This window comes from Paeniglutamicibacter sp. ORCA_105, assembly GCF_045798545.1.
In the GTDB taxonomy this organism is placed as follows: domain Bacteria; phylum Actinomycetota; class Actinomycetes; order Actinomycetales; family Micrococcaceae; genus Paeniglutamicibacter; species Paeniglutamicibacter sulfureus.
Genome location: NZ_JBIXLM010000012.1, coordinates 85578 through 108843, shown reverse-complemented (window position 1 = coordinate 108843; position 23266 = coordinate 85578). Strand labels below are relative to the sequence as shown.

Below are 23266 nucleotides of genomic sequence, written 5' to 3'. Positions count from 1 at the left end.
AGCCGGTCGTTATCCACAGCATCTGTGGAAAACATCGCCATCCTGGCTCGCCCCCAAGCACCAACGACCGCACACCGCCCTGATGCGGTCGTAGCGTCGACATGCCACCAGACCCAAGGCTGATGCGTTTCACCGCTGGAGTAACCGTGAAAAATAGTCTCAAATTCTCACTTCAGACGCGTACAGTGAATCGTTGAGACGTGGAACACGATGCGTATGCCCTGGCTGCTTCCCCGCGGTGCGGACGCGATTCTGCCCTACCGCTGAAAAGGCCACGGCGTACGCGCGGATGAATGGATAGGACAGATATGAGCACCGATTCGTCAGTTGCTACCAACGCAGCAAAGCCGATGGCAAACGCGAACCACCGTGACAACAACGTTCGGCCACAGGATGATCTGTATCGTCATGCCAATGGGGCGTGGCTATCTACTGCACAGATACCCGCGGATCAAGGTAGCTACGGCTCCTTCATGGCCCTGCGAGACGATTCCGAGGCCGCCGTGCGGGCAATCATTGAAAGCGCCCAAGACAACCGGATCGCCGCTGACGGGACCCCTGACGCACGCAAAGAGCGCATCGCGAACCTCTATGAAAGCTTCATGGACGAGGAGCGGATCGAAGCCAGTGGAGTCGAACCCATCCGGACCGATCTGTCATCCATTTATGCCACCACGTCGATTGCCGAACTTGTCACCCTCAGCGGATCGTTTTTCCGGCGAGGTGTGTCCGGTTTCATCCAGGCAGGTGCTAGTTCGGATGCCGGATCGCCGGAGCGAAATCTCCTCACCCTGATTCAGGGTGGACTTGGACTGCCGGATGAGTCATACTACCGCGAAGAGCAGTTCGCCGAACTCCTTGGCGAATATCGGGAGCACTTGGGCCGTTTGCTGGCACTTGGGGAAATCAATGACACCGAGGCCGCAGCGCAGGACGTCGTCGCGTTGGAAACCGCGTTGGCCTCCCATCACTGGGACAGGGTCAAGTGCCGCGACGCCCAGGCGCGTTACAACCTGATGGATGCCTCGACCCTCCTGGAGCACATTCCTTCTCTTTCCGGATGGCTTCGCGGCGCCGGCATCGAGGAAAAGTATTTCGCCGAGGTTGATGTCTGGCAGCCGAGCTATCTGAAGGGGCTCGAGCAGGTGCTGAACAGCGAATCGCTGGCTTCATGGCAACACTGGCTAGCAGTGCAGCTGATCCGGTCCAACGCACCTTACTTGTCCAGCGCATTCGTCAACGAGAATTTTTCCTTCTATTCGGCGAAGCTTTCCGGAGTTCAGGAGCTGCGTGAGCGCTGGAAGCGTGGTGTGGCGTTCACCGAAGGAGCCGTGGGCGAGGACATCGGCCAGCTGTATGTAGCCGAGCATTTTCCAGAGCGCAGCAAGGACAAAATGGAGGCTCTGGTTGCCAACCTCATTGATGCCTACCGCCAGTCCATCGGGGAGCTGGAATGGATGAGCCCTGACACCAAGGACAAGGCGTTGGAGAAGCTGTCCATGTTCCGGCCCAAGATCGGCTACCCGAACGAGTGGATCGACTATTCCACCATTTCCACCGTGGCCGACAATGTGATTTCCAATCTCGCAGCGGCAAACGAATTCGAGTTCCTGCGTGAACTTAAGAAGATCGACGACGGTGTGGACCGTGAGCTGTGGTTCATGTTCCCGCAGACCGTCAACGCCTACTACCACCCATTGTTGAATGAAATTGCGTTCCCGGCGGCAATCCTCCGCTCACCCTTCTTCGACGCCGACCGGGACGCGGCTTCGAACTATGGCGCCATAGGCGCGGTGATCGGGCACGAGATAGGACACGGCTTCGATGACCAAGGGTCCCAGTTTGACGGGACGGGCCAGTTGAAAAACTGGTGGACCGACGAGGACCGGGCAGCCTTTGAAAAGCTCACCGGCAAACTCGTCGACCAATACGAAGCGCTGGTACCGCCGGAAGCGCCGGAACACCACGTCAACGGAAAGCTCACCCTCGGTGAGAACATTGGGGACTTGGGCGGACTTGGCATTGCGTACACGGCCTACAAGCTGGATTTGGCTGCCCGCGGCGTGGCTGCTGACGAAGTTATAGATGGTTTGAACGGTGACCAGCGGTTCTTCTATTCGTGGGCCGAGTGCTGGCGTACGCTGACCCGCCCGGAGACCATGGTCACCCGCATCACCACTGACCCGCACTCACCCGGTGAGTTCCGTTGCAACCAGGTGCCCAAGAATATGGATGCGTTCCATAAAGCCTTCGACACCAAGCCCGGCGACGGCATGTGGATGGACCCCAAGGATCGCGTCAGGATCTGGTAGTCAGGAATGCTTCCGTTGCCCCTTTCCACGCGTGTGCAGGGCAACGGAAGCGGTTTCACCGCGATGCTGTAACGCGGCGACGTAGTCGCCGGTGTCATCTAGCAATACAGCGAAGGCCGCCCGAACGGAGCCGTGAATGCACTTGGCGTTCGAGGTATATGGATCCCGGAACGACCTCATGAATCTTGCGTGCCGTTGGTCGAAAATATGCTGCGCTCTTGGCACCTGCCATGAAATGCGTATTACGCGGAAGAACCGCAAAGCTGTCTGCGGACTGCGGCTCTGGGAGAGCTGCCCGCAGTTCTCCCACCCCGATGGGAAGCATGCTCCGGGCAAGCTCTCCGGCCTTGGTGCGCGAAGTCCCGGCCGGCAATGCCGCGAGGATCGGTTCGGGAACCCTTGTTCAGTTTGCGGGAAAACTTCATGCCACGATGCATGTGTGCCAGCGCGCGACTCGTCCTTCCCGCCTCGACGTCATCGAAAAATACCTTCAGCCACCCCGTCTCGATTGAGGAAACGCGGTTGATCGCCGGACCGTAGACGGCCAGGCACCGGGGACCGGACGTGCGCCATAAGGGCTCTCTGTGCCCCAGAGCGCCCCCGGTACGAGGGCCACGTCAGCGAACTCGGTGTCCATGGAATAGTCGGCAAGCTGAACGGTTGATTTGCCACGCCCACGACGGTCGTAGAGATCCACCGCCCAGGCCTCGTCCAGCTGAGCACTGAGGGCAGCGGCGAATGGCCGAGAGATGAGCGCAGAATGGAGAGCACCACCCATGACCAGGATTCGGTGGTGGCCGGGAGCATGCGGTTCCCCTAGAAATACAGGGCGAGTCAACCACCGTCGGGTGTTTGAAGAATGGTTTCTTCCCTGCTCTCTTCATTCTATTCGGGGTTCGAAGAAGGCCTTGAGGTGTTGCTCCCCACCTCTCAGCCCGCGCGCAGAATATTCGGACTAGAATTGGATATTGTGACTGCCGAAAAAACTGCCCCAGTAGCTAACCCCACCGAGACCAACGACCAGCGCCAGGTGCGCATGGACAAGCGTGCCGCTTTGTTGGCCCGTGGAGAAGAAGCCTATCCAGTGGGCGTTGCACGGACTCACTCGCTGCATGAGATCCGGGAGCAATTCCCGGACCTTGCCCCCGACACCGCCACGGGCTTCCAGGCCGGCATCGTCGGGCGCATTGTCTTCATGCGCAATACGGGCAAGCTTTGCTTCGCCACCTTGCAGGAGGGCGGCCCCGAAGGTACGGGTACCCGGCTCCAGGCCATGCTTTCTCTCGCCAACGTGGGCGAGGAAAGGCTTGCCGACTGGAAGGCCCTTGTGGACCTGGGTGACCACGTGCTGATCACCGGTGAGGTCATTGCCTCGCGCCGAGGCGAACTTTCGGTCATGGCAAGTGATTGGCAAATGGCTTCCAAGGCGCTGCGTCCACTGCCGGTGTTGCACGCGGACCTCAACGAGGAAACGCGCGTGCGCCAGCGCTATGCCGACCTGATCGTGCGCGATGAGGCGCGGGAGATGGTTTACAAGCGCGCGGCAATCACGCGCGCGGTGCGCGACACTCTGCATGCCCGCGACTACGTCGAGGTTGAAACCCCGATGCTGCAGCTGATCCACGGTGGTGCCTCTGCTCGTCCGTTTGAGACGCATTTGAATGCCTTTGACCAGCCAATGACGTTGCGTATTGCCACCGAATTGTTCCTCAAGCGTGCCGTCGTCGGCGGCATTGACCGCGTCTTTGAATTGGGGCGGATCTTCCGCAACGAAGGCGTGGATTCGACGCACTCCCCGGAGTTCACGACCCTTGAATCCTACGAAGCCTATGCGGATCAATTCGTGATGGCCGACCGCATCAAGGAAATCATCCTTAATGCCGCCGATGCCGTTGGCGCCGGCCGCCAAATCGAAACTTCCAAGGGCACCATCAACCTTGATGGCGAATGGGCATGGTTGGGCGTCTATCCCGGACTTTCCGAAGCCGTGGGCCAAGAAATCACCCCCGACACCGACGTTGAAACCCTGCGCGCAGTTGCCGAAAAGCATGGCGTGAAAGTCGACCCAAAGTGGGAATCTCAAAAGCTGGTCATTGAATTGTTTGGCGAAATCGTTGAACCGACCCTTATCGACCCGACCTTCGTCTACGACTATCCGCCGGCTGCGCAGCCGCTGGCCCGCCCGCACCGCAGCACGCCGGGAATTATCGAAGCTTGGGATCTGGTAATTGGAGGGATGGAACGGGGAACCGCGTTCTCCGAGCTGATTGACCCCGTGATCCAGCGAGAACGCCTGACCGCGCAGTCCCGTATGGCTGCCGACGGCGACGACGAAGCCATGCAGCTGGACGAGGACTTCCTCCGTGCGCTTGAATACGGAGCCCCGCCCATGGGTGGCATTGGGTTGGGGATTGACCGTTTGGTCATGCTCTTCGCAGACACTGGAATTCGGGAAACGATCCTCTTCCCACTGCTAAAGCCGGAGGCTTAATATGCCCTATATTGAGGAACTTCTTCCAACTATTGTTGTTGCGCTCGTGTTTTGGTTTGTCATTCGTGCCGTATCCAATGTGGATCGCAGTGAGCGTGCAGCAGAAGCCAAAGTGGACGAACAAATTAATATAACGGCGCATCAAGAGGACAACAAAAGCCCGAAAGCTGATAATTAGCCCAATATCTGAATTCCCACTTGCTGGATGATCCGTTGTTATGATTATGTTATGGGTACACACAAGGGCGCAAACCGTTAATGTGTTCATGTGAATTCCCACCACAGCAAGGAGAAGCTAATGGCACGTCAGGTCCAAATTGCATTGATTGATGATATTGATGGTTCCGAGGCAGTCGAATCTATCGTATTCGGTATCGGCGGTCAGCATTATGAAATCGACCTCAACGAGGAACATGCCGCGGCATTCCGCGAGGCTTTCAAGCCGTACATCAAGGTCGCACGCACCTCGAAGCAGTTCACTCCGAAGGAAGCCCCGGCCATCCGTGCTTGGGCCAAGGAGAACAACGTCAAGGTCAACGCCCGCGGACGCCTGCAGGCCGATGTCATCTCCGCCTACCATGCAGCCCAGGCGAAGAAATCGCGTTCCAAGTCCAAGTAGAACTTTCGACTTCTGATATTTCTGGGGAGCCTGCGGGCTCCCGCCGCTGTGGGGGTAGGCAATAAGCTCGGGGGATCGGATCCATTGAAATGGGTCAGATCCCCCGAGTTTGTTTAATGCGAAGAAGAACGCCGAGGGTGAACAATGTTATCCCTTGGGCGAACATCCAACACGAGCCCTAATTTGATGCGTAGCATCGAAATACGTGTTAGCTAGGAGTGTGCCGCATGTTTGAGAGATTTACCGACCGTGCCCGTCGCGTTGTCGTGCTTGCCCAAGAAGAGGCGCGCATGCTCAACCACAACTACATCGGAACCGAGCACGTATTGCTCGGCCTCATCCATGAAGGCGAGGGAGTAGCGGCCAAGGCCCTTGAGTCGCTGAACATATCCCTTGGTGCCGTGCGTGAGCAGGTCCAAGAGATTATCGGACAGGGCCAGCAGGCTCCTTCCGGCCACATCCCCTTCACGCCCCGCGCCAAGAAGGTTCTCGAGCTCTCGCTGCGCGAAGCGCTGCAGTTGGGGCACAACTACATTGGCACGGAGCATATCCTGCTCGGCCTGATTCGCGAGGGCGAGGGCGTTGCCGCCCAGGTCCTGGTGAAGCTCGGTGCTGACCTGTCTCGCGTGCGCCAGCAAGTCATCCAGCTGCTCTCCGGCTACCAGGGCGGCAAGGAAACCGCCGGTGCCGGTGTTAGCTCCGGTGGACAGAGCGAGGGCACTCCTGCCGGTTCGGCCGTGCTCGACCAGTTTGGCCGCAACCTGACGACCGCTGCCCGCGAGGGAAAGCTCGACCCGGTTATTGGCCGGGAGTTCGAGATGGAACGCGTCATGCAGGTTCTCTCGCGCCGCACCAAGAACAACCCGGTGCTCATCGGTGAACCCGGTGTCGGCAAGACCGCAGTCGTCGAGGGCCTGGCCCAGGCGATCGTGCGCGGAGATGTGCCGGAAACCATCAAGGACAAGCAGCTTTACACCCTTGACCTCGGGTCCCTGGTAGCCGGTTCGCGTTACCGCGGTGACTTCGAGGAACGCCTGAAGAAGGTCCTCAAGGAAATCCGCACCCGCGGCGACATCATCCTCTTTATCGACGAGATCCACACCCTTGTCGGTGCCGGTGCGGCCGAGGGCGCAATCGACGCAGCCTCGATCCTCAAGCCGATGCTTGCCCGTGGAGAACTCCAGACCATCGGTGCAACCACGCTTGACGAATACCGCAAGCACATCGAAAAGGACGCGGCCCTCGAACGCCGGTTCCAGCCGATCCAGGTCAAGGAACCTTCGGTGGAGCACACCACACAGATCCTGCGTGGATTGCGCGACCGTTACGAGGCCCATCACCGCGTTTCGATCACCGACGGCGCACTGGTCGCGGCCGCCGAGCTGGCACACCGCTACATCTCGGACCGCTTCCTTCCCGACAAGGCCATCGACCTGATCGATGAGGCCGGCGCGCGACTTCGCATCCGCCGCATGACCGCCCCTCCGGCGCTCAAGCTCATGGACGAGGAAATCGCCACGGTCCGCCTCGAGAAGGAAGCCGCCATCGACGCGCAGGACTTCGAGGGTGCCGCCTCGCTGCGCGACAAGGAAGGCAAGCTCCAGGAAGCCCGCGCGGAGAAGGAAAAGGCCTGGAAGAACGGCGAACTCGACGAGATCGCCGAGGTCGATGCCGACCTGATCGCCGAGGTCCTGGCCAACTCCACCGGCATCCCGGTGGTCAAGCTGACCGAGGAAGAATCCACGCGACTGCTGAACATGGAAGATGAGCTGCACAAGCGGGTCATCGGCCAGAACGAGGCAATCAAGGCCATTTCGCAGGCCATCCGCCGCACCCGTGCCGGGCTGAAGGACCCGAACCGCCCCGGTGGTTCGTTCATCTTCGCCGGGCCGACCGGCGTCGGCAAGACCGAGCTGGCCAAGGCACTGGCGGAATTCCTCTTTGGTGAGGAAGACGCGCTGATCACCCTGGACATGTCCGAATACTCGGAGAAGCACACGGTTTCGCGGCTCTTCGGTGCCCCTCCGGGCTACGTCGGCTACGAGGAGGGCGGCCAGCTCACCGAAAAGGTCCGCCGTCGCCCGTTCTCCGTGGTGCTCTTCGACGAAGTCGAGAAGGCCCACGCGGACCTGTTCAACTCGCTGCTCCAGATCCTGGAAGACGGCCGCTTGACCGACTCCCAGGGCCGCGTGGTGGACTTCAAGAACACCGTGATCATCATGACCACGAACCTTGGCACCCGCGACATCTCGAAGGGTGTGATGACCGGCTTCCAGTCGTCCTCCGACACCAAGACCGGCTACAACCGGATGCAGGCCAAGGTCCAGGAAGAGCTGCGCCAGCACTTCCGCCCCGAGTTCCTGAACCGTGTTGACGACGTTGTGGTCTTCCCGCAGCTGACCCAGGACGAGATCGTGGAGATCGTGGACCTGTTCCTCGGCCGCCTGAAGAAGCGCCTGGTCGACAGGAACATGACCATCGAGCTGTCGCAGGCCGCCCGCGTCCTGCTGGCGACCCGCGGTTACGACCCGGCCATGGGCGCCCGTCCGTTGCGCCGCACCATGCAGCGCGACATCGAGGACCAGCTTTCGGAGAAGATCCTCTTTGGCGAGTTGGTCCCCGGCCAGCACATCAAGGTCGACGTCGAGGGCGAGGGCGACGACGCGACGTTCACCTTCCACGGCGAAGGCGGGACCCCGCAAATCGAGGGCGAGTCCGCACCGATCGCCATCGAAGGCTAAGACCAAGCAAAAAACGCCTGGGGTCGGTATCCGCAAGGATGCCGACCCCAGGCGTTTTTGCGTCAACGGGCCTTGGGCCCGCTACACAATTCACGATGGGCGCCAACGCCGGGCATAGGATACAAGAATGAAATCCTTTACCGTCAGGCGTGCGAAGACCAGCGATGTGAAGAGCATCCGCAACCTCGTCAGACCGCTGGCTGAGGACCGCGTGCTGCTGGAAAAGGAAGCCGTCGCCTATTACGAAAACCTGCAGGAATTCTTCGTTGCCGAGGACGCAGAGGGCAATGTCATCGGCTGCGGGGGACTGCACGTCATGTGGGAGGACATCGCCGAGGTCCGCACCCTGGCCAGCGATGCGGCCTGGCGTGGCCACGGCGTGGGACACCGGCTGCTGGCGAAATTGCTCAACGAGGCGCGCGAGCTGGGCGTCTCACGGGTCTTCTGCCTGACTTTCGAGGTCGATTTCTTCCTGCGCAACGGGTTCACGGTGATGGCCGAGCAGAGCGCCGTCGACCCGGAGGTCTACTCCGAGCTCCTGCGTTCCACCGACGAGGGCGTGGCCGAGTTCCTGGATCTCGCGAGGGTCAAGCCCAATACGCTGGGCAACACCCGGATGATCACCCACCTCTAGCCGGATCGGCACCGGGATCCCGGTTCCCCTAGTGCGGCAGGCCTATGCCCGCGGGGGATTGCTGGGCCAGCCCGTCGGCCAAGAGGGAGGCCAGGGCGCGTTCTCGCTGTTCGGCCGGCGCGTCCAGCGCATGCAACCCGACCCAGGCCCGGTGCTCGTCGTCGGCCTCGCGGGCCGGATTCAGTGGCCGTGCTTCCGCGGCAGCTGCCGCCAGGTCGACGGTGCCAAGCAGGTCTCCGCGCTGGACCGGGACCGTGGAATGGCGGAGCACCGCCATCATGGCCCCGCGCACCTGTCTGTCGGTTCCGTGCCACGGTTGGCCTTTGGGCTTGTAATGCGGCTCGGGGCGCCCGGCGGCGATCCAGGCGCACTGGTTGACGACAGGGCAGTCCTCGCAACGCGGGGAGCGCGCCGTGCACACCAACGCACCGAGCTCCATGACCGCGATGTTCCAGTCGTTGGCCAGCGCAGTGCCGCCGTCGTTGCCCTCCCCGGCCTGAGGCAGCAGTCGGGCGGCCAGCGCGAGTTCCGCGGCATTCTGGCTTTGCTCGGGCAACGCCTTGCCACTGACCAGCCGGGCATGGACGCGGCGGATGTTGGTGTCCACCACCACCGTGGGGACCTTGAAGGCGAAACAGGCGATGGCTGCTGCCGTGTAGGTGCCGACGCCGGGCAGTGCCAGCAATTCGGCCTCGCTCCCCGGGACATTCCCGCCGTGTTCGTTGGTGATGACCACTGCGGCCGCATGCAGCCGCAGGGCGCGGCGCGGATAACCCAGGCGCCCCCAGGCCCGCACCGCTTCGGCGACCGGCTCGGCGGCCAGCGCCGCGGGTGTGGGCCACCGCTGCATCCAGGCTTCCCAGACCGGGCGCACGCGCACCACGGGGGTCTGTTGCAGCATGAATTCGGAGACCATCACGGCCCATGGGTCGGCCGTCGGGCCGCGCCACGGCAGTTCGCGTGCGTTGGCGGAATACCACGCGGTGATCTCGTGGTGGATCTTCTCCAGGTCGGGGTGGGGCACGGCGGGGGCGGTCCTTTGTGTTTCGGGGCAAATGCTGGCGATATCACTCTAGCTGGCGGCGTGGGAGTCGACCGCGGAAGCAATGGCTTCGTAGCCTTGAGGTATGGCACAAAAGCAGGTCCGTTCCTCCCGTCCCTCCGCACGGGTTTATAGGCGTCGCCGCCTCGCGGTGCTCATCACCACGCTCGTACTCGTCGGGCTTTTGGCGTGGGCAGGCGTCGGCATCGCCTCCCTGCTGAGACCTGCGGCCCCGGCCGAGAGCACGGCGGACCCCGCGGCGACCGCGCCAGGAGCGGCTTCCTCGCAGCCATCGGGTGCTCCCTCCCCGGAACCTTCCGAACCCAACGGCTGCCTCGAGGACGAGGTGGTCGTTTCCGCGTCAACCGTCCAGACCACGCACGGGCCCGCGGATGATCCGGTGCTGGTGATGACCATCAAGAACGCGGGGACGGCCGACTGCATGGTCAATGTGGGAACCAGCCAGCAGGAGTTTTCCGTCACGAGCGGGGCGGACCGAATTTTTTCCACCTCTGATTGCGTGGAGGATCCCACCGACACCGAGATCACCATCAAGCCGGGTGCCAGTGAAACCGCGCGCTTCACCTGGACCCGGGTGCGCAGCGCCCCGGGGTGCAAGTTCGTGGCGGCCAAGCCGCGACCGGGAACCTACGGCTTCACCGCGAAACTGGGGGACGTGAGCAGCGAGACCGCGAGGTTCGAGCTGCGCTAGCCGCCCTCGCCCTGCCCCGCTCAGGTGGTTTCCTAGAGGAAGCGGTCCAACAAGGATGACTCGGCGACGCGGGACAGGCCCTCGCGGACCGTGCGGGCACGCTGGTCCCCGATCCCGTCCACCGCCATCAGATCCTCGATATTGGCGGCCATCAGGCGCTGCAAACCGCCGAAGTTGTTGACCAGCCGGTCGGCCACCGCCCGGGGAACCGAGGTGATGCCTGCCAGCAGCCGGTGGCCCTTGGGCGTGACAACCGCGTCGAGCGAGTCGATGCCGGGACTGATTCCCAGGATCGCGGCGAACTTCCCCAGGTCGATCAGGTCCGTGGAGTCGAGGTTCTGCAGCTTCTTCAGCGCCGCCTCGATGTCGAGCTCCTCGCCGCCCAGGGTCGAGTAGTCCTTCAGCAGCAGGTCGGCACCGGGGCCGAGCCCGGCCGAGAGCTCGTCGAGCTGCAGCGCCAACAGGCGTCCGTCTGCGCCCAGCTCGAGCACGTACTGGGCGATCTCCTCGGAGATGCGCCTGACCATTTCCTGGCGCTGCAGCACCGCCGCGACATCGCGGACCGTGACGACTGCCTCGATCTCCGCAGCGGACAGCGCGCTGGTGACCTGGTCCAGCCGCGAGCGGTAGCGCTCCAGCGTGGCAAGGGCCTGGTTTCCGCGGGCGAGAACCGGCTCGGAGCCCTCGAGCAGGTAGCGGATGCCTTGGACGTACAGGGCGATGATGTGCATCGACTGCGAGACCGAGACGACCGGGAAACCGGTCTGGATGGCGACGCGCTCGGCGGTGCGGTGGCGGGTCCCCGACTCCTGGGTGGGGATGGAATGGTCCGGGACCAGCTGCACCCCTGCGCGCAGGATGTTCGAACCGTCCCTGTCGCAGACGATGGCCCCGTCCATCTTGGCAAGTTCGCGCAGTCGGGTGGGGGAGAAGGCGATGTTGATGTCGAAGCCACCGGAGCAGATCGAGTCCACGACCCTGTCGTGCCCCAGTACGATCAGTGCGCCGGTGCGGCCGCGCAGGATCCGTTCGAGGCCGTCGCGCAGCTCCGTTCCGGGTGCAACACGGGCCAGGGTGGCGCGCAGCGCATCTTCGGGGCTTTTCGACATGGGCCGGTTCCTTCCAAGGGGGTGACTACTACCTATGGTATGGCCAAGGCGGACCCCCCAAGCCCGGAAATGCACCCCGGGGAGCGACTTCGGCACCCTTTTGTTACCGAAAGAACATGGATTACCCGGTTTTGACGCGTTGCTCGAAGGCGATGTCCAGTGCCTCGTGCACCGAGGAAACGGTGAAGACACGGATCGAATCGGGGATGTTCTTGGGAGGCTGCGGGGAGGCTGGCACCATGGCGTAGCGGAAGCCGAGCCGCTCGGCCTCGATGATCCGGCGGCCGATCTCCGGAACGGGGCGCACCTCGCCGGCCAGGCCGACCTCTCCGAATGCCACGAACTGCGGCGGCAGCGGATGGTTGTGCATGGAAGAGGCAAGCGCCAGGGCCGTGGCGAGGTCGGTGGCCGGTTCGCTGAGCTTGACCCCGCCCACGGTGGCCACGTAGGAATCAAGCCCGCCCAATTCCATCCGGGCGCGGGACTGGAGCACGGCCAGGATCATCTGGGTGCGCGCCGCGTCCAGGCCGCTGGTGGCCCGGCGCGGGATGGCGCTGGTGGCCCTCGAGAGCAGGGTCTGTACCTCGGCGACCAGCGGGCGGCGTCCCTCCAGGGTGACGGTGATGCAGGTTCCGGGCACCGGATCCTTGGTCCGGGTGACAAAGAGCCCGGAGGGATCGGCCAGTCCCTCGATGCCGCCCTCGGTCAGGTCGAAGCAGCCGACCTCGTCGGTGGGGCCGTAGCGGTTCTTCAGCGCGCGCAGCAGGCGTAGGCGGGAGTGGCGCTCGCCGTCGAACTGGCACACTACGTCCACGAGGTGCTCGAGCAGCCGGGGCCCGGCGATCGAGCCGTCCTTGGTGACGTGTCCGACCAGGATGGTGGTCATGTTCCGGCGCTTGGCGGCGTTGATGAGGGAGGCCGCCACCTCGCGGACCTGCGAGATGCCGCCGGCGGTGCCGTCGACCTCGGAGGAGGCCAGGGTCTGCACGGAGTCGATGATCAGCAGCTCCGGGTCGATCTTTTCCACCTGGCCCAGCGCTATGCCCAGATCGGTCTCGGCGGTGAGGTAGAGCGTGGTGGCCATGGCGTCGATGCGTTCGGCCCTGACCTTGACCTGGGCGGCGGATTCCTCGCCGGTGATGTAGAGGACCTTGCGGTCCGAGCGGGCGGCGCGCGCCGCAACGTCGAGCAGCAGCGTGGACTTGCCCACTCCGGGTTCCCCGGCCAGCAAGATGACGGCTCCCGGGACCAGCCCGCCGCCGAGCACCCGGTCAAGTTCCTCCACACCGCTGGAGCGGTAGGAGGCGGCGGAGGCATCGACGTCGCCGATGGGCTGGGCCGGGACAGCGATGCTGGTGGCGGCGGTGGTCTTTGCCGAGACGGCGCCCATTTCCTCCACCGTGCCCCAGGCCTGGCATTCGCCGCAGCGCCCCACCCATTTCACGGTGCTCCACCCGCATTCCGCGCAGCGGTAACCGGGGGTGGATTTGGTGCGGGTGCTCTTGGCCATGCCTTTGATGCTAGCTTGCGGTGCCCACGCTTTGGGTGCGTGGCAGCCGGGTTACGCTACAGGCGCGGCAGCAACGCCACCGCTTCCTCGTGGCTGGTGCCGGTGGCCTCGAGCAGGTCAATCACCAGCGGGCGCAACAGCAGCACCATGCCTTCACCTTGCAGGCCGCTGACCTGGAGGGCCGCGGGATCCAGCCGGGCTGCGCATTCGGCAAGCTCGCGTCGGGCACGACCCACCGCCCTTCGGTATCCGGACTCCTTGGTCTCCAACACCGCGTAGCCAAGGGCGTTGACCGCCTCGGACAGTTCGGTCAACAAGCCCGCCACGGACTCGACCCCCTGGTCCGTCAGGGAGCCCTGGGTGATCACGGTGGTCAGCCTCCTGGCCAGGACCCGGGAGTTGCGCACGGCCAGATCGGTCTTTTCCGCCGCAACCTTCAACCGGTCAAGGTCGGAGCGGTGTCGGCGGTGTGCCGGGGCCAGGGTGGCCACCTCGCGGGCCATGTTCAGGGCCGCGGGCAGGGAATCCAAGAGCTGCTGGGTTCCGCGGGCGCGGACCAGCGCGTGGAATGCCAGGGTGGTGTCGGAGGCGCTGACGGCGCGCCCGCATTCGTGCAGGATGCCGGCGAGCTCGCCCAAAAGCTTGCCCAGCTCGGCAGTGGGGGTGCGGCGCGGGTCGCGGGGAAAAACCATCATGATCAACAGGCCGCACAGCGAACCGATGACCGCGTCAATTGAACGGCTGAACGGTCCCGCGGCACCGATGGGCAGAAGGACCACCAGCACCGATTGCAGTCCCAGCTGGGTGGAGAAAATGGGTCCGGAATCCAGGAACCTGGCGATCACCAGCGACAGGAAAAGGACCAGGGCCGCCTGCCACAGGCCGCTTCCCAGAAGCGTCAGCAACAAGTCTCCGACAGCCACGCCCAGGGTGCAGCCAATGGCGACCTCCAGCGAGCGGCGCACCGTGGTGGCGGTGCCGAATCCCAGCACCAGCAGCCCGCTGGTCGCGGCAAAGATCGGGTCCACGTGGCCCAGGAGTTGCTCGGCAATCCAGTAAGCCAGCACCGCGGAGACCGTCATCTGGATGATCTTGGGGAACGAGGTCCCCACGCGGCGCACACCCACGCGGTTGCGGCGCATGACGAACGTCCACGCGCCGCCGGCCGATGATCCGATACCCATGGACAACAGTCTGTCATGGCGCGCGAATACCACTGGCAAGTGTGAATCGTGACGCGAAACACTGGGCCACGCCGGTCTTGTTCACCTTGCGTTCACCTTCGTCGGAAGCGCTGGTTACTTCCGGGGCCTAGTTTCGTATTGAAGCGATGTGCCGGTGTGCGCATCCTTGGGAAAAACCAGGACGACTCGGTTCGTCAATGACAGGCATGTGAAAGAGGATAACTCGTGAAGCTTCATCGCATTGGCAGCGCGGCTGCAGTTCTTACCGTAGCAGCACTGGCCCTGACCGCTTGCGGTTCGGACAGCCCGACGGCCACCGCAGGAACCGATTCAAGCGGATCGTCCGCAGGGGCAGTCTCCGGCACGTTGACCGGTAGCGGCGCTTCCTCGCAGAAGGCCGCGATGGAGGCCTGGAAGGCAGGCTACGAGCAGGCCAACTCCGGCGCCATGGTCCAGTACTCCCCGGATGGCTCCGGCGCCGGACGCAAGGCCTTCCTGGCCGGCGGCGCGCAGTTCGCAGGCTCGGACGCCTACCTGAAGGACGAAGAGATCGAGTCCTCCAAGGAAATCTGTGGCCCCGAAGGAGCCTTCAACGTACCGGCCTACGTTTCCCCGATCGCGGTTGCCTTCAACCTGTCGGGCGTTGAGACCCTGAACCTCGATGCAGCCACCATCGCCAAGATCTTCAAGCTGGAAATCACCAAGTGGAACGATCCGGCCATCGCCGCGACCAACGAAGGCGTGGAGCTTCCCGACACCGCCATCACCGTGGTGCACCGCAATGATGAGTCGGGCACGACCGAGAACTTCGTCGAATACCTCGCGGCTGCCGCCAAGGATGTCTGGGATTATGACGTCTCCGGCGACTGGCCCAGCGATCTGGCCAGCGAGAACGCCAAGGGCACCTCCGGCGTCGTGGCAACCACCACCTCCACCGAGGGTGCAATCACCTACGCGGACTTCTCCGCCGTCGGCAACCTGGGCACCGTGAACGTGAAGGTCGGCGACGACTTCACCGAGATCTCCGCCGAGGCAGCAGCCAAGGGCGTCGAGGCAGCCACCCCGGTTGAAGGCCGCGGCGCGATGGACATGTCCCTGGACCTGAAGCGCGACACCACTGAATCGGGTTCCTACCCGATCATCCTCGTCTCGTACCACGTGTTCTGCTCCACCTACAAGGACCAGGCCACGGTTGACCTGGTCAAGAGCTTCGGCAAGTACGTGCTCTCCGAGGAAGGTCAGAAGGAGGCTGAAGGCTCCGCCGGCAACGCCCCGCTGTCCGCAAAGATGAGCGAGGCCGCCATCAAGGCCATCGACTCAATCAAGGTCGCGTCCTAACTTGCAACAAATGCCTTCCGGGGAATATCGATGACTTTCTTCGATATTCCCCGGAAGGCGCAGTAGCATCTGATTTGACCCCCTCCACCATCCCAGCGCGAATGGCAGTTCGATCCCCCATAGCCGTTCGCTCAAATTTCTAAGGCTCACCCATATGACTACCAACGCGCTACGGCGCAGCGGATCCAAGGGACAAGCCGGAGACAAGATCTTCTCCGGTGCCGCGCTCGGCGCGGGCATCCTGATCCTCGTGACACTCCTCGCGGTAGCGGTCTTCCTGCTCATCCAGGCCCTGCCGACCTTCACCGCCGATCCGACACTCGTCAGTGGCGGCGAAGGTTTCTTCAGCTACATCTACCCGATTGTCATCGGCACCGTGATCGCAGCGGCCATCGCCCTGCTCATCGCCACTCCGGTCGGCATCGCCGTTGCACTGTTCATCTCCCACTACGCCCCGCGCAAGCTGGCGGCGGGCCTTGGCTACGTCATCGACCTGCTGGCAGCCATCCCGTCGGTCATCTACGGAGCCTGGGGCTACCTGGTGCTGGCCCCGGCGCTGGTCCCCAGCTTCCAATGGCTGACCGAGAACCTCGGCTTCATCCCGATCTTTGAAGGCCCCGCCTCGCAGACCGGCAAGACCATCCTCACCGCCGGCATCGTGCTGGCAGTGATGGTGCTTCCCATCATCACCTCGCTGAGCCGCGAGATCTTCCTGCAGACCCCCAAGCTGCACGAGGAAGCCGCCTTGGCATTGGGCGCCACGCGCTGGGAAATGATCACCATGTCGGTGCTTCCCTTCGCCCGCCCCGGAATCATCTCGGCTGTCATGCTCGGCCTGGGCCGTGCACTGGGCGAGACAATGGCCGTGGCCCTGGTGCTCTCCACCGGCGGACTGATTCCGTCGCTGATCAAGTCCGGCAACCAGACGATTGCCGCCGAGATCGCCCTGAACTTCCCCGAGGCCTTCGGCCTGCGCCTCTCCGAGCTGATCGCGGCCGGCCTGGTGCTGTTCGTGATCACCCTGGTGGTCAACTTGATCGCCCGGGCAATCATCGCCCGCCACAAGGAATTCTCGGGAGCCAACTGATGAACACCGTTACCGCCAACAAGCTCCCCAACGATTCGCGCCAGCAGCCGGGCAAGCCTCCGGTTGCCCGCAAGCGAAACTCCCTGTCCAAGGGCCACCTGCCCCGCTGGGCCATCCCGGGCATTGCCGTCGGCGCGCTGATCCTCGGCGCTGCTGCTTCCACCCTCGGTGGATTCTCCGTGGCAAGCTTCGCCATTTACGCCGCAATCATCTTCGTGGTGGCCTCCAGCGTCATCACCACCCTGGTGGAGGGCGCGCGCCGCGGCCGGAACGCCCTGGCCACCTACCTGGTGTATGCAGCCTTCCTGGTCGCGCTCATCCCGCTGGCTTCCGTGCTGTTCACGGTGCTGCAGAAGGGGCTGCCGGGCATCAACTCCCACTTCCTGTTCCACTCCATGAACGGGATCACCGGCGCGGCGGACAACGCCAGCGTCGAAAACGGCACCCCGGTGCTGGGCGGCGCCTACCACGCGGTGATCGGCACGCTGCTGATCACGCTCTGGTCCAGCCTGATCTCGGTTCCGGTGGGCATGCTGACCGCGATCTACCTTGTCGAATACGGCAAGAACGGCCCGCTCGCCCGGGGCATCACCTTCTTCGTCGACGTGATGACCGGCATTCCATCGATCGTCGCCGGCCTCTTCGCCACCGCACTCTTCGCGGTGATCATGGGCCCCACCGCCCGCATGGGCATCGTTGCCGCCGTCGCATTGAGCGTGCTGATGATCCCCACGGTGGTCCGCTCCACGGAGGAAATGCTCAAGATCGTCCCGAACGAGCTGCGCGAGGCTGCCTACGCGTTGGGCGTGCGCAAATGGCGCACCATCGCCAAGGTCGTCGTCCCCACGGCAATTTCCGGCATCGCCTCCGGCGTGACCCTGGCCATCGCCCGCGTCATCGGCGAGACCGCACCGATCCTGGTCACCGCCGGCCTGGCGAACAACATCAACGTGAACGTCTTCGGCAACTGGATGGCCACGCTGCCGACGTTCATCTACTACCAGATCCTCACCCCGACCTCGCCGACCAACGTGGATCCCTCGATCCAGCGTGCCTGGGCCGCCGCCCTGTTGCTGATCATCATGGTCATGGTGCTCAACCTCGGCGCACGCCTCATTGCCGGCCTGTTCGCACCCAAGAAGGGCCGTTGAGCCTGAAGGCTCCGGACCCTCGACACCCGATTCTTAAGGAAAAACCACATGTCTAAGCGCATCGACGTCAAGGACCTCAACGTCTACTACTCCAGCTTCCTGGCCGTGGAAGACGTCAGCATCGAAATCGAAGCCAAGTCGGTGACCGCCTTCATCGGTCCCTCCGGCTGCGGCAAGTCCACCTTCCTGCGTACGCTGAACCGCATGCACGAGGTCATCCCCGGTGGCCGCGTCGAGGGCGAGGTGCTCCTGGACGGGGACAACCTCTACGAGACCGGTGTCGACCCGGTCACGGTCCGCAGCCAGATCGGCATGGTCTTCCAGCGGCCCAACCCGTTCCCGACCATGTCCATCAGGGACAACGTGCTCGCCGGGGTGAAGCTGAACAACAAGAAGATCTCCCGCTCGGATGCCGATGGCCTGGTCGAGAAGTCGCTGCGCGGCGCCAACCTCTGGAACGAGGTCAAGGACCGCCTGGACAAGCCAGGCTCCGGGCTTTCCGGCGGCCAACAGCAGCGCCTGTGCATCGCCCGCACCATCGCGGTGAAGCCCGAGGTGATCCTCATGGACGAGCCGTGCTCGGCCCTGGACCCGATCTCGACCCTCGCGATCGAGGACCTGATCAACGAGCTGAAGAACGACTACACCGTGGTGATCGTGACCCACAATATGCAGCAGGCCGCGCGCGTGAGCGACAAGACCGCGTTCTTCAACATCGCCGGCACCGGCAAGCCCGGCAAGCTGATTGAGTACGCCGAGACCACCACGATCTTCTCCAACCCCGGGGTCAAGGCCACCGAAGACTACGTCTCGGGCCGCTTCGGATAATTCCTGACTGCACTCGCCGCAGAAAAATTCGCCCGGGACCGAACAGGTCCGGGGCGGTACCGGAAGGGGGATCTTCCGGGGATCCCTGGAGGGGGATCGCAACGGCGGAACCACGCGCATGAGTCTTGCGCGGGGTTCCGCCGTTGCCTTGTTTAACGCCCGAGGAGCCATCGCTGACCGGGGGCCCGCAATGATGCACGTGGAGCCCGACAGTGCGACCCGGGGAACGGGACCGCCCGGCCGCACCGGAGGCCTCGGAGATGCCGCTGAAGCCTTGCGGCGGGGGCAGTGGCGCTTGCCGACGTCAATGGCTCGGAGTCGCTCGAAGGCGCCCCCCGGGCCCGGTGCAGGTGGCCAGGCGCCGAGGCTGGATCCGGTCAGGACTAAACGGGCACGACGTGCCTAACGGTCAGCTGACCAGCGGGTGAATGGCCAGGCTTAGGATGCCGCCGAGCAGCGAGCAGACCACGGGGGTGGCCACCCAGTGCCGCAGCACGCGCGTTACCTGCCGCCAGGTAACGGACTCGAACCGCTGGTTGGTGCCCGCCCCGACGATCGAGCTGGTCACCGCCTGGGTGGTGGAAATCGGCAGGTGGATCAGCATGGCACCCAGGAAGAGCATTGCGGCGGAGACCGATTGGGCCACCATGCCGCGCAGCGGGTCCAGGTTGACCAGGCGGTAGGCAAGGGTATGGGCGATGCGCCAGCCGCCAAAGAGCACCCCTGCCGCCAGGGCGGAGGCGCCCAGCAGCTGGGGGCCGAGCATGATGGTGCCGGGCTGCGCGGCGCCCGCCGTCACCAGGGCCAAGGTCAACATGGCGCCGGTGCGCTGGCCGTCCTGCAAACCGTTGCCCAGAGCCACCGCACACGCCGAGATGGACTGCCCTGCGCGGGATGCCCCGCTGACGTCGGAGGCGGTGGAATGGCGCACCAGCCAGGTGGCGGGGATGACCAGGACGTATGACACGACGAAGGCAAAGACGGGAGTGAAGAGCAGTGGCAGCAGAACTCCGCCGGCAAGCATTCGCCAGGCGTCGTGCACCCCGTCGTCGCCCAGCAGGGCAGCCGCGCCGCCCGCGCCGGCAAGGGCGGAAACCAGGGAATGCGTCGAAGACACCGGAAGTCCGCGCCACCAGCAATACAACGCCCAGGCACCTCCCGCAAGCAACGCGGACAGCAGCAGCGCCAGCCCGGGAACCCCGCTCGGGACGTTCAGCTCGACGGCCGAAATCAGGTAGACGCCGAAAGAGGTGGAGAGCATGGTGCCCAGAAACGTGAAGAACGCAGCCACCACCACCGCGTAGGAGGGGGTCAAGGCGCGGTTGCGCACGGCGACGGCGATTGAGTTCGAGGCATCGCGGAATCCGTTGAGGAACGCGAAGGCGCAGGTGAACAAGAGCACCACGAACATCATGAAGGATTGGCCGGTAACCACGCCCGACTCAGGATTCCTTGACCAGGACGCGTCCCAAGTGGTCGGCCACGGCTCGCAGGGATTGGGAACAGGAGTGGAGCTGGTCCGCGACCGAGCGGTGGCGAATGATGGTGCCTGCCTTGTTCAGTTCCCCGATCTCGCCCAGCCAGGTTTGGTGCGTTCGGTGCGCGCGCTTGGAAATGCGCACCAAATCAAGCCAAACGTCTTCCAGGTCGTCCAGTCGCTGGAGCTTGCCCAATGCCTCGGTGGTGAGCTCCGTCTGGCGGCCAATCAGTTCCAGCTGCTCGGCCGCACGATGTGAGAGGTGTCGCTTGCCCAGGTGCGCAATGAGGATGCCGGCTCCGCTGAGTTGCTCGACGGCCTCGTGGAGCAGCCGGGAAAAAGTGTAAACGTCTTCGCGCGGCAACGGGTTGACGTAGCTGGTGCGCAAATGCGTCAGCACCGCGTAGTGCAGGTCGGTGGCCCTGGCCTCGGATGCGTCCAGCGCATCAAGCTGCACTGCGCGGTCTTCGCTGGAGCCCAGCATTTCGGAAAGAACCCCAACGCATAGGTTGACTTCGGAGGCCAGGTCGCGAAGGAGCCCAAGGCCGCGCATGTCCGAAGGGAACAATCTAAATTTCACGAGGAAACCACCGGATGGAAAGGAAAAAGCGGGACGCTGCCCAGTTTACGCATCCAAGGTGAACAAGCCCGCCCGGGGCGGTGTGAAGTGCGTCCCCGTGCCAAGACGGGGGAGTGAAGTTGGCGGTGCCGAACCGGGAGCGCCTCTCGGCGGAAGGCCGCTCGTAGCGGCTGAAAGTTGGAGCCCGGGGCTGCCGCGGTCCGGCACCGTGATTCCAGTTTTCTAGGAAACCGGTCCTCCTGTCAACACGTCGGCGCAGTATTCGCGCTCGGCGTGAAGGAACTCTCAGTCCAGTTCCCCGCGCCTCCAGGATGCGGCGGCGGCTTCCAAGTCCTCGGCGGTCTTCAACAGGGCATGGGCGCGACCGGTCATCAAGGCGGCGCGCTCCGGGTGCGAAAAATCGGCCGCATCCGCCTGTTCGGCTTGCCCCAGGGCTATGACCCGGCAGTACGCCGCGGTGCGTTCCAGGGCCACATCGAACTCGCCGTCAAAGGCGCCGGTGAGGATGGAGCTGGTCATGTTGCACAGTTCCTCGGCCCCCGGCGGTTCCGCGGCCCCTGCAACCACGCGAGAGACCTGGGCCTGGCGGGCGCCGGCGGCGAAGAACGAGGCCATGGCCTCGGGATTGTTGACGGTTGCGGCGCGGATTGCGTACAGCCGCCACAGGGCGCCGGGAAGCGAGCGCGCGGGGGCCTTGGACCAAAGTTCGGCAATGACCTCCAAGCCTTCGTCCTCGGCGAGCCGCACCAGGCGCTCCCGGATCTCCGGATCGTCATTGAGTTTCCCTGCCTGCACCAAGGCGTGGGCGGAGAGATGCGCCGCCTCCGACACGCGCGCCGGATCGGCGCCGCCCTCGAAGGGATCGAAATCCATGGGAGCGAACGGTTTGGGTTTGTGGTGCCGGAAAGTGGTTGCCGGGGGAGTCAATGCTTGGTGGCCCTTCATGGGCTAGAGGATACTCTGCCCGGCTGAATACTTGCTCATCGCCGGGCAAGGGGGAGTGTGCGGGGAGGGAACAAGCCTGACGGCAGGCCTGCTAGGGGAACGACCGTGGCCTCGAGCGCCGCAGCGAACCTTGGGCAATCGAGAACGTGTTGAAATGGGCGGGGCTGTCCAAGAGGGGCAGGATTATCCGCTAATATGGTGTTGGCTATGTGCCATGCGCGCCTTTAGCTCAGCTGGTAGAGCACTGGACTTTTAATCCATTGGTCGCGGGTTCGACCCCCGCAGGGCGCACAGATCGATCCCCGTTCTCCTCGTGAGAGCGGGGATCTTCTGGTTCCCGGATGATTCGACAACCCCGGGCCAATCCCTGGATTTCCCTAGCTGCCCAGGCTTTGTGGCCCAGGAGTAAGCGAAACCCCCTTGCCGCTCGGCCGTTGGCAATCGGGCTCCTCCCGGACACACATTCCGTCCTATAAGTCCGTTGCGCGAGGTGGAAGCCAGGCGTTGGAATCCGCCCAGATGCGTCCCGGGCCAACGGACGCAAGTGCCGGCTCGGACGCCATGGTGAGGGTTGCACGCCGAGGGCTTCGCCTTCCCTCACCGAGCACGGCACCGCCGGAGATTAGCCCGCGAGAGTCCCGATCGGGATTGCCTGCCAATGGAACTTCTGGCCCGGATCGAGGACGGGATAAACGTGCATCAATCCGCCCCTTGCGCGATCGCTATTCAGTGCTACTATCTAGTGGTAGTCAGTATTGCAGAGTAGCGTAAGGGTGAATGCCATGGGCAAGCAAATGACCGAGATGCTCAAGGGCACGCTCGAGGGAATCGTCCTCGCGATTCTGGCCGTGCAGCCGGCCTACGGCTATGAGATCACGGCCCGGCTGCGCGACCAGGGCTTCTCCGACATCGTCGAGGGCACGGTCTACGCCCTGCTGATCAGGATCGAGAAGCGCGGCCTCGTGGACGTCGAAAAGGTACCGTCGGAAAAGGGGCCGCCCCGCAAGGTCTACTCGCTGAACGCATTGGGCGGCGAGTACCTCGAAGAGTTCTGGGGGACATGGAGCTTCCTCGCGGAACGGATCGAAAAGCTCCAGAACCACATCGAAAACGAGCAGGAAAAAGGAGACTAGCCATGGCAGCAAAATGGATCGAACAGGTCACGGGATCGTTCGAAGACAAGAAGCGCTGGCGCCAATACAAGGCCCGCAAGGAACAGCTCCCCACGAGCTACCGAACCGCGATCGACGGAATCGAGCGCTACTTCATGTATGCCGGGTCGATCGTCAAGGGCGATGTCTTCATGCAGATGCTCGAGGACCTCGCCGACCTGATCGAGCGTGCCGCAGTCGACGGCACCCCGATCCGCGACATCGTCGGGGAGGACCCGGTGGAGTTCGCAGACACCTTCATCCAGAACTACTCGGACGGTCAGTGGATCAACAAGGAGCGCAAGCGCCTGAACGATGCCATCGACCAGTCCGTCGACGAGACTTAAACGCGCCC

Annotated in this window: 20 protein-coding genes and 1 tRNA gene; 14 read left to right on the top strand and 7 right to left on the bottom strand. The window is 63.6% G+C overall.

Annotated elements, in window-relative coordinates; translation table 11 throughout:
- The first annotated feature begins 308 nt into the window (after positions 1 to 308).
- The 6 genes from ACIPUB_RS08295 (at position 309) to ACIPUB_RS08270 (ending at position 8797) form a co-directional block, all read left to right on the top strand.
- Positions 309 to 2312 (top strand): M13 family metallopeptidase, encoded by a 2004-nt coding sequence (locus ACIPUB_RS08295; protein WP_407606957.1) that lies wholly within the window; start codon positions 309 to 311, stop codon positions 2310 to 2312.
- Positions 2313 to 3279: 967 nt separating this feature from the next.
- The gene (gene lysS / locus ACIPUB_RS08290; protein WP_372342931.1) at positions 3280 to 4803 is read left to right on the top strand and encodes a lysine--tRNA ligase; all 1524 of its coding nucleotides are present in this window, start codon (positions 3280 to 3282) and stop codon (positions 4801 to 4803) included.
- 1 nt (position 4804) lies between these two features.
- Positions 4805 to 4981 carry a hypothetical protein gene (locus ACIPUB_RS08285; RefSeq protein WP_407606956.1) on the top strand — a complete coding sequence of 59 codons (177 nt, stop codon included), beginning with the start codon at positions 4805 to 4807 and terminating at the stop codon, positions 4979 to 4981.
- Between the two features lie 120 nt (positions 4982 to 5101).
- The gene (locus ACIPUB_RS08280) at positions 5102 to 5422 is read left to right on the top strand and encodes an Lsr2 family protein (RefSeq protein ID WP_264270584.1); all 321 of its coding nucleotides are present in this window, start codon (positions 5102 to 5104) and stop codon (positions 5420 to 5422) included.
- A 227-nt stretch (positions 5423 to 5649) separates the two neighbouring features.
- Positions 5650 to 8163, top strand: coding sequence for an ATP-dependent Clp protease ATP-binding subunit (locus ACIPUB_RS08275; RefSeq protein WP_407606955.1), 2514 nt, complete (start codon positions 5650 to 5652; stop codon positions 8161 to 8163).
- Between the two features lie 127 nt (positions 8164 to 8290).
- A complete protein-coding gene (locus ACIPUB_RS08270; protein ID WP_407606954.1) occupies positions 8291 to 8797 on the top strand; it encodes an amino-acid N-acetyltransferase in 507 nt (168 codons plus the stop codon).
- A 28-nt stretch (positions 8798 to 8825) separates the two neighbouring features.
- Here the strand turns inward: ACIPUB_RS08270 and ACIPUB_RS08265 are convergent, their stop codons facing one another.
- Positions 8826 to 9821: an A/G-specific adenine glycosylase gene (locus tag ACIPUB_RS08265; protein WP_407606953.1), complete on the bottom strand. Its 996-nt coding sequence runs from the start codon at positions 9819 to 9821 to the stop codon at positions 8826 to 8828.
- 103 nt (positions 9822 to 9924) lie between these two features.
- Between ACIPUB_RS08265 and ACIPUB_RS08260 the strand changes: the two genes are divergently transcribed.
- Positions 9925 to 10551, top strand: coding sequence for a hypothetical protein (locus tag ACIPUB_RS08260; protein WP_407606952.1), 627 nt, complete (start codon positions 9925 to 9927; stop codon positions 10549 to 10551).
- A 32-nt stretch (positions 10552 to 10583) separates the two neighbouring features.
- Here the strand turns inward: ACIPUB_RS08260 and disA are convergent, their stop codons facing one another.
- From disA to ACIPUB_RS08245, 3 genes are all read right to left on the bottom strand, one after another.
- Positions 10584 to 11660 (bottom strand): DNA integrity scanning diadenylate cyclase DisA, encoded by a 1077-nt coding sequence (gene disA / locus ACIPUB_RS08255; RefSeq protein ID WP_407606951.1) that lies wholly within the window; start codon positions 11658 to 11660, stop codon positions 10584 to 10586.
- A 121-nt stretch (positions 11661 to 11781) separates the two neighbouring features.
- Entirely contained in the window at positions 11782 to 13170 is a 1389-nt protein-coding gene (gene radA / locus ACIPUB_RS08250; RefSeq protein ID WP_264270488.1) for a DNA repair protein RadA, read from the bottom strand.
- Positions 13171 to 13226: 56 nt separating this feature from the next.
- On the bottom strand, positions 13227 to 14354 hold the full coding sequence (locus ACIPUB_RS08245) for an FUSC family protein (protein WP_407606950.1): 1128 nt from the start codon (positions 14352 to 14354) through the stop codon (positions 13227 to 13229).
- A 225-nt stretch (positions 14355 to 14579) separates the two neighbouring features.
- Here ACIPUB_RS08245 and pstS point away from each other — a divergent pair, with 225 nt between their 5' ends.
- The 4 genes from pstS to pstB all read left to right on the top strand — a co-directional run bounded on the left by pstS (position 14580) and on the right by pstB (position 18758).
- Positions 14580 to 15692 (top strand): phosphate ABC transporter substrate-binding protein PstS, encoded by a 1113-nt coding sequence (pstS, locus tag ACIPUB_RS08240; protein WP_407606949.1) that lies wholly within the window; start codon positions 14580 to 14582, stop codon positions 15690 to 15692.
- 154 nt (positions 15693 to 15846) lie between these two features.
- On the top strand, positions 15847 to 16779 hold the full coding sequence (gene pstC / locus ACIPUB_RS08235; protein WP_407606948.1) for a phosphate ABC transporter permease subunit PstC: 933 nt from the start codon (positions 15847 to 15849) through the stop codon (positions 16777 to 16779).
- Positions 16779 to 17930, top strand: coding sequence for a phosphate ABC transporter permease PstA (gene pstA, locus ACIPUB_RS08230; protein ID WP_407606947.1), 1152 nt, complete (start codon positions 16779 to 16781; stop codon positions 17928 to 17930). Before pstC ends, pstA begins: the two co-directional genes overlap by 1 nt.
- Positions 17931 to 17978: 48 nt before the next feature.
- Positions 17979 to 18758: a phosphate ABC transporter ATP-binding protein PstB gene (gene pstB, locus ACIPUB_RS08225; protein WP_264270493.1), complete on the top strand. Its 780-nt coding sequence runs from the start codon at positions 17979 to 17981 to the stop codon at positions 18756 to 18758.
- Between the two features lie 409 nt (positions 18759 to 19167).
- Here the strand turns inward: pstB and ACIPUB_RS08220 are convergent, their stop codons facing one another.
- The 3 genes from ACIPUB_RS08220 to ACIPUB_RS08210 form a co-directional block, all read right to left on the bottom strand.
- The gene (locus ACIPUB_RS08220) at positions 19168 to 20193 is read right to left on the bottom strand and encodes an inorganic phosphate transporter (protein ID WP_407606946.1); all 1026 of its coding nucleotides are present in this window, start codon (positions 20191 to 20193) and stop codon (positions 19168 to 19170) included.
- Between the two features lie 7 nt (positions 20194 to 20200).
- Positions 20201 to 20815 carry a hypothetical protein gene (locus ACIPUB_RS08215; RefSeq protein ID WP_407606945.1) on the bottom strand — a complete coding sequence of 205 codons (615 nt, stop codon included), beginning with the start codon at positions 20813 to 20815 and terminating at the stop codon, positions 20201 to 20203.
- 285 nt (positions 20816 to 21100) lie between these two features.
- A complete protein-coding gene (locus tag ACIPUB_RS08210; RefSeq protein WP_407606944.1) occupies positions 21101 to 21760 on the bottom strand; it encodes a hypothetical protein in 660 nt (219 codons plus the stop codon).
- 218 nt (positions 21761 to 21978) lie between these two features.
- On the opposite strand from ACIPUB_RS08210, the gene ACIPUB_RS08205 reads away from it, so the two are divergent.
- The 3 genes from ACIPUB_RS08205 (at position 21979) to ACIPUB_RS08195 (ending at position 23258) form a co-directional block, all read left to right on the top strand.
- A tRNA-Lys gene (locus ACIPUB_RS08205) sits at positions 21979 to 22051 on the top strand.
- Between the two features lie 491 nt (positions 22052 to 22542).
- On the top strand, positions 22543 to 22893 hold the full coding sequence (locus tag ACIPUB_RS08200) for a PadR family transcriptional regulator (protein ID WP_407606943.1): 351 nt from the start codon (positions 22543 to 22545) through the stop codon (positions 22891 to 22893).
- Between the two features lie 2 nt (positions 22894 to 22895).
- Entirely contained in the window at positions 22896 to 23258 is a 363-nt protein-coding gene (locus ACIPUB_RS08195; RefSeq protein WP_407606942.1) for a DUF1048 domain-containing protein, read from the top strand.
- The last annotated feature ends 8 nt before the right edge of the window (positions 23259 to 23266 follow it).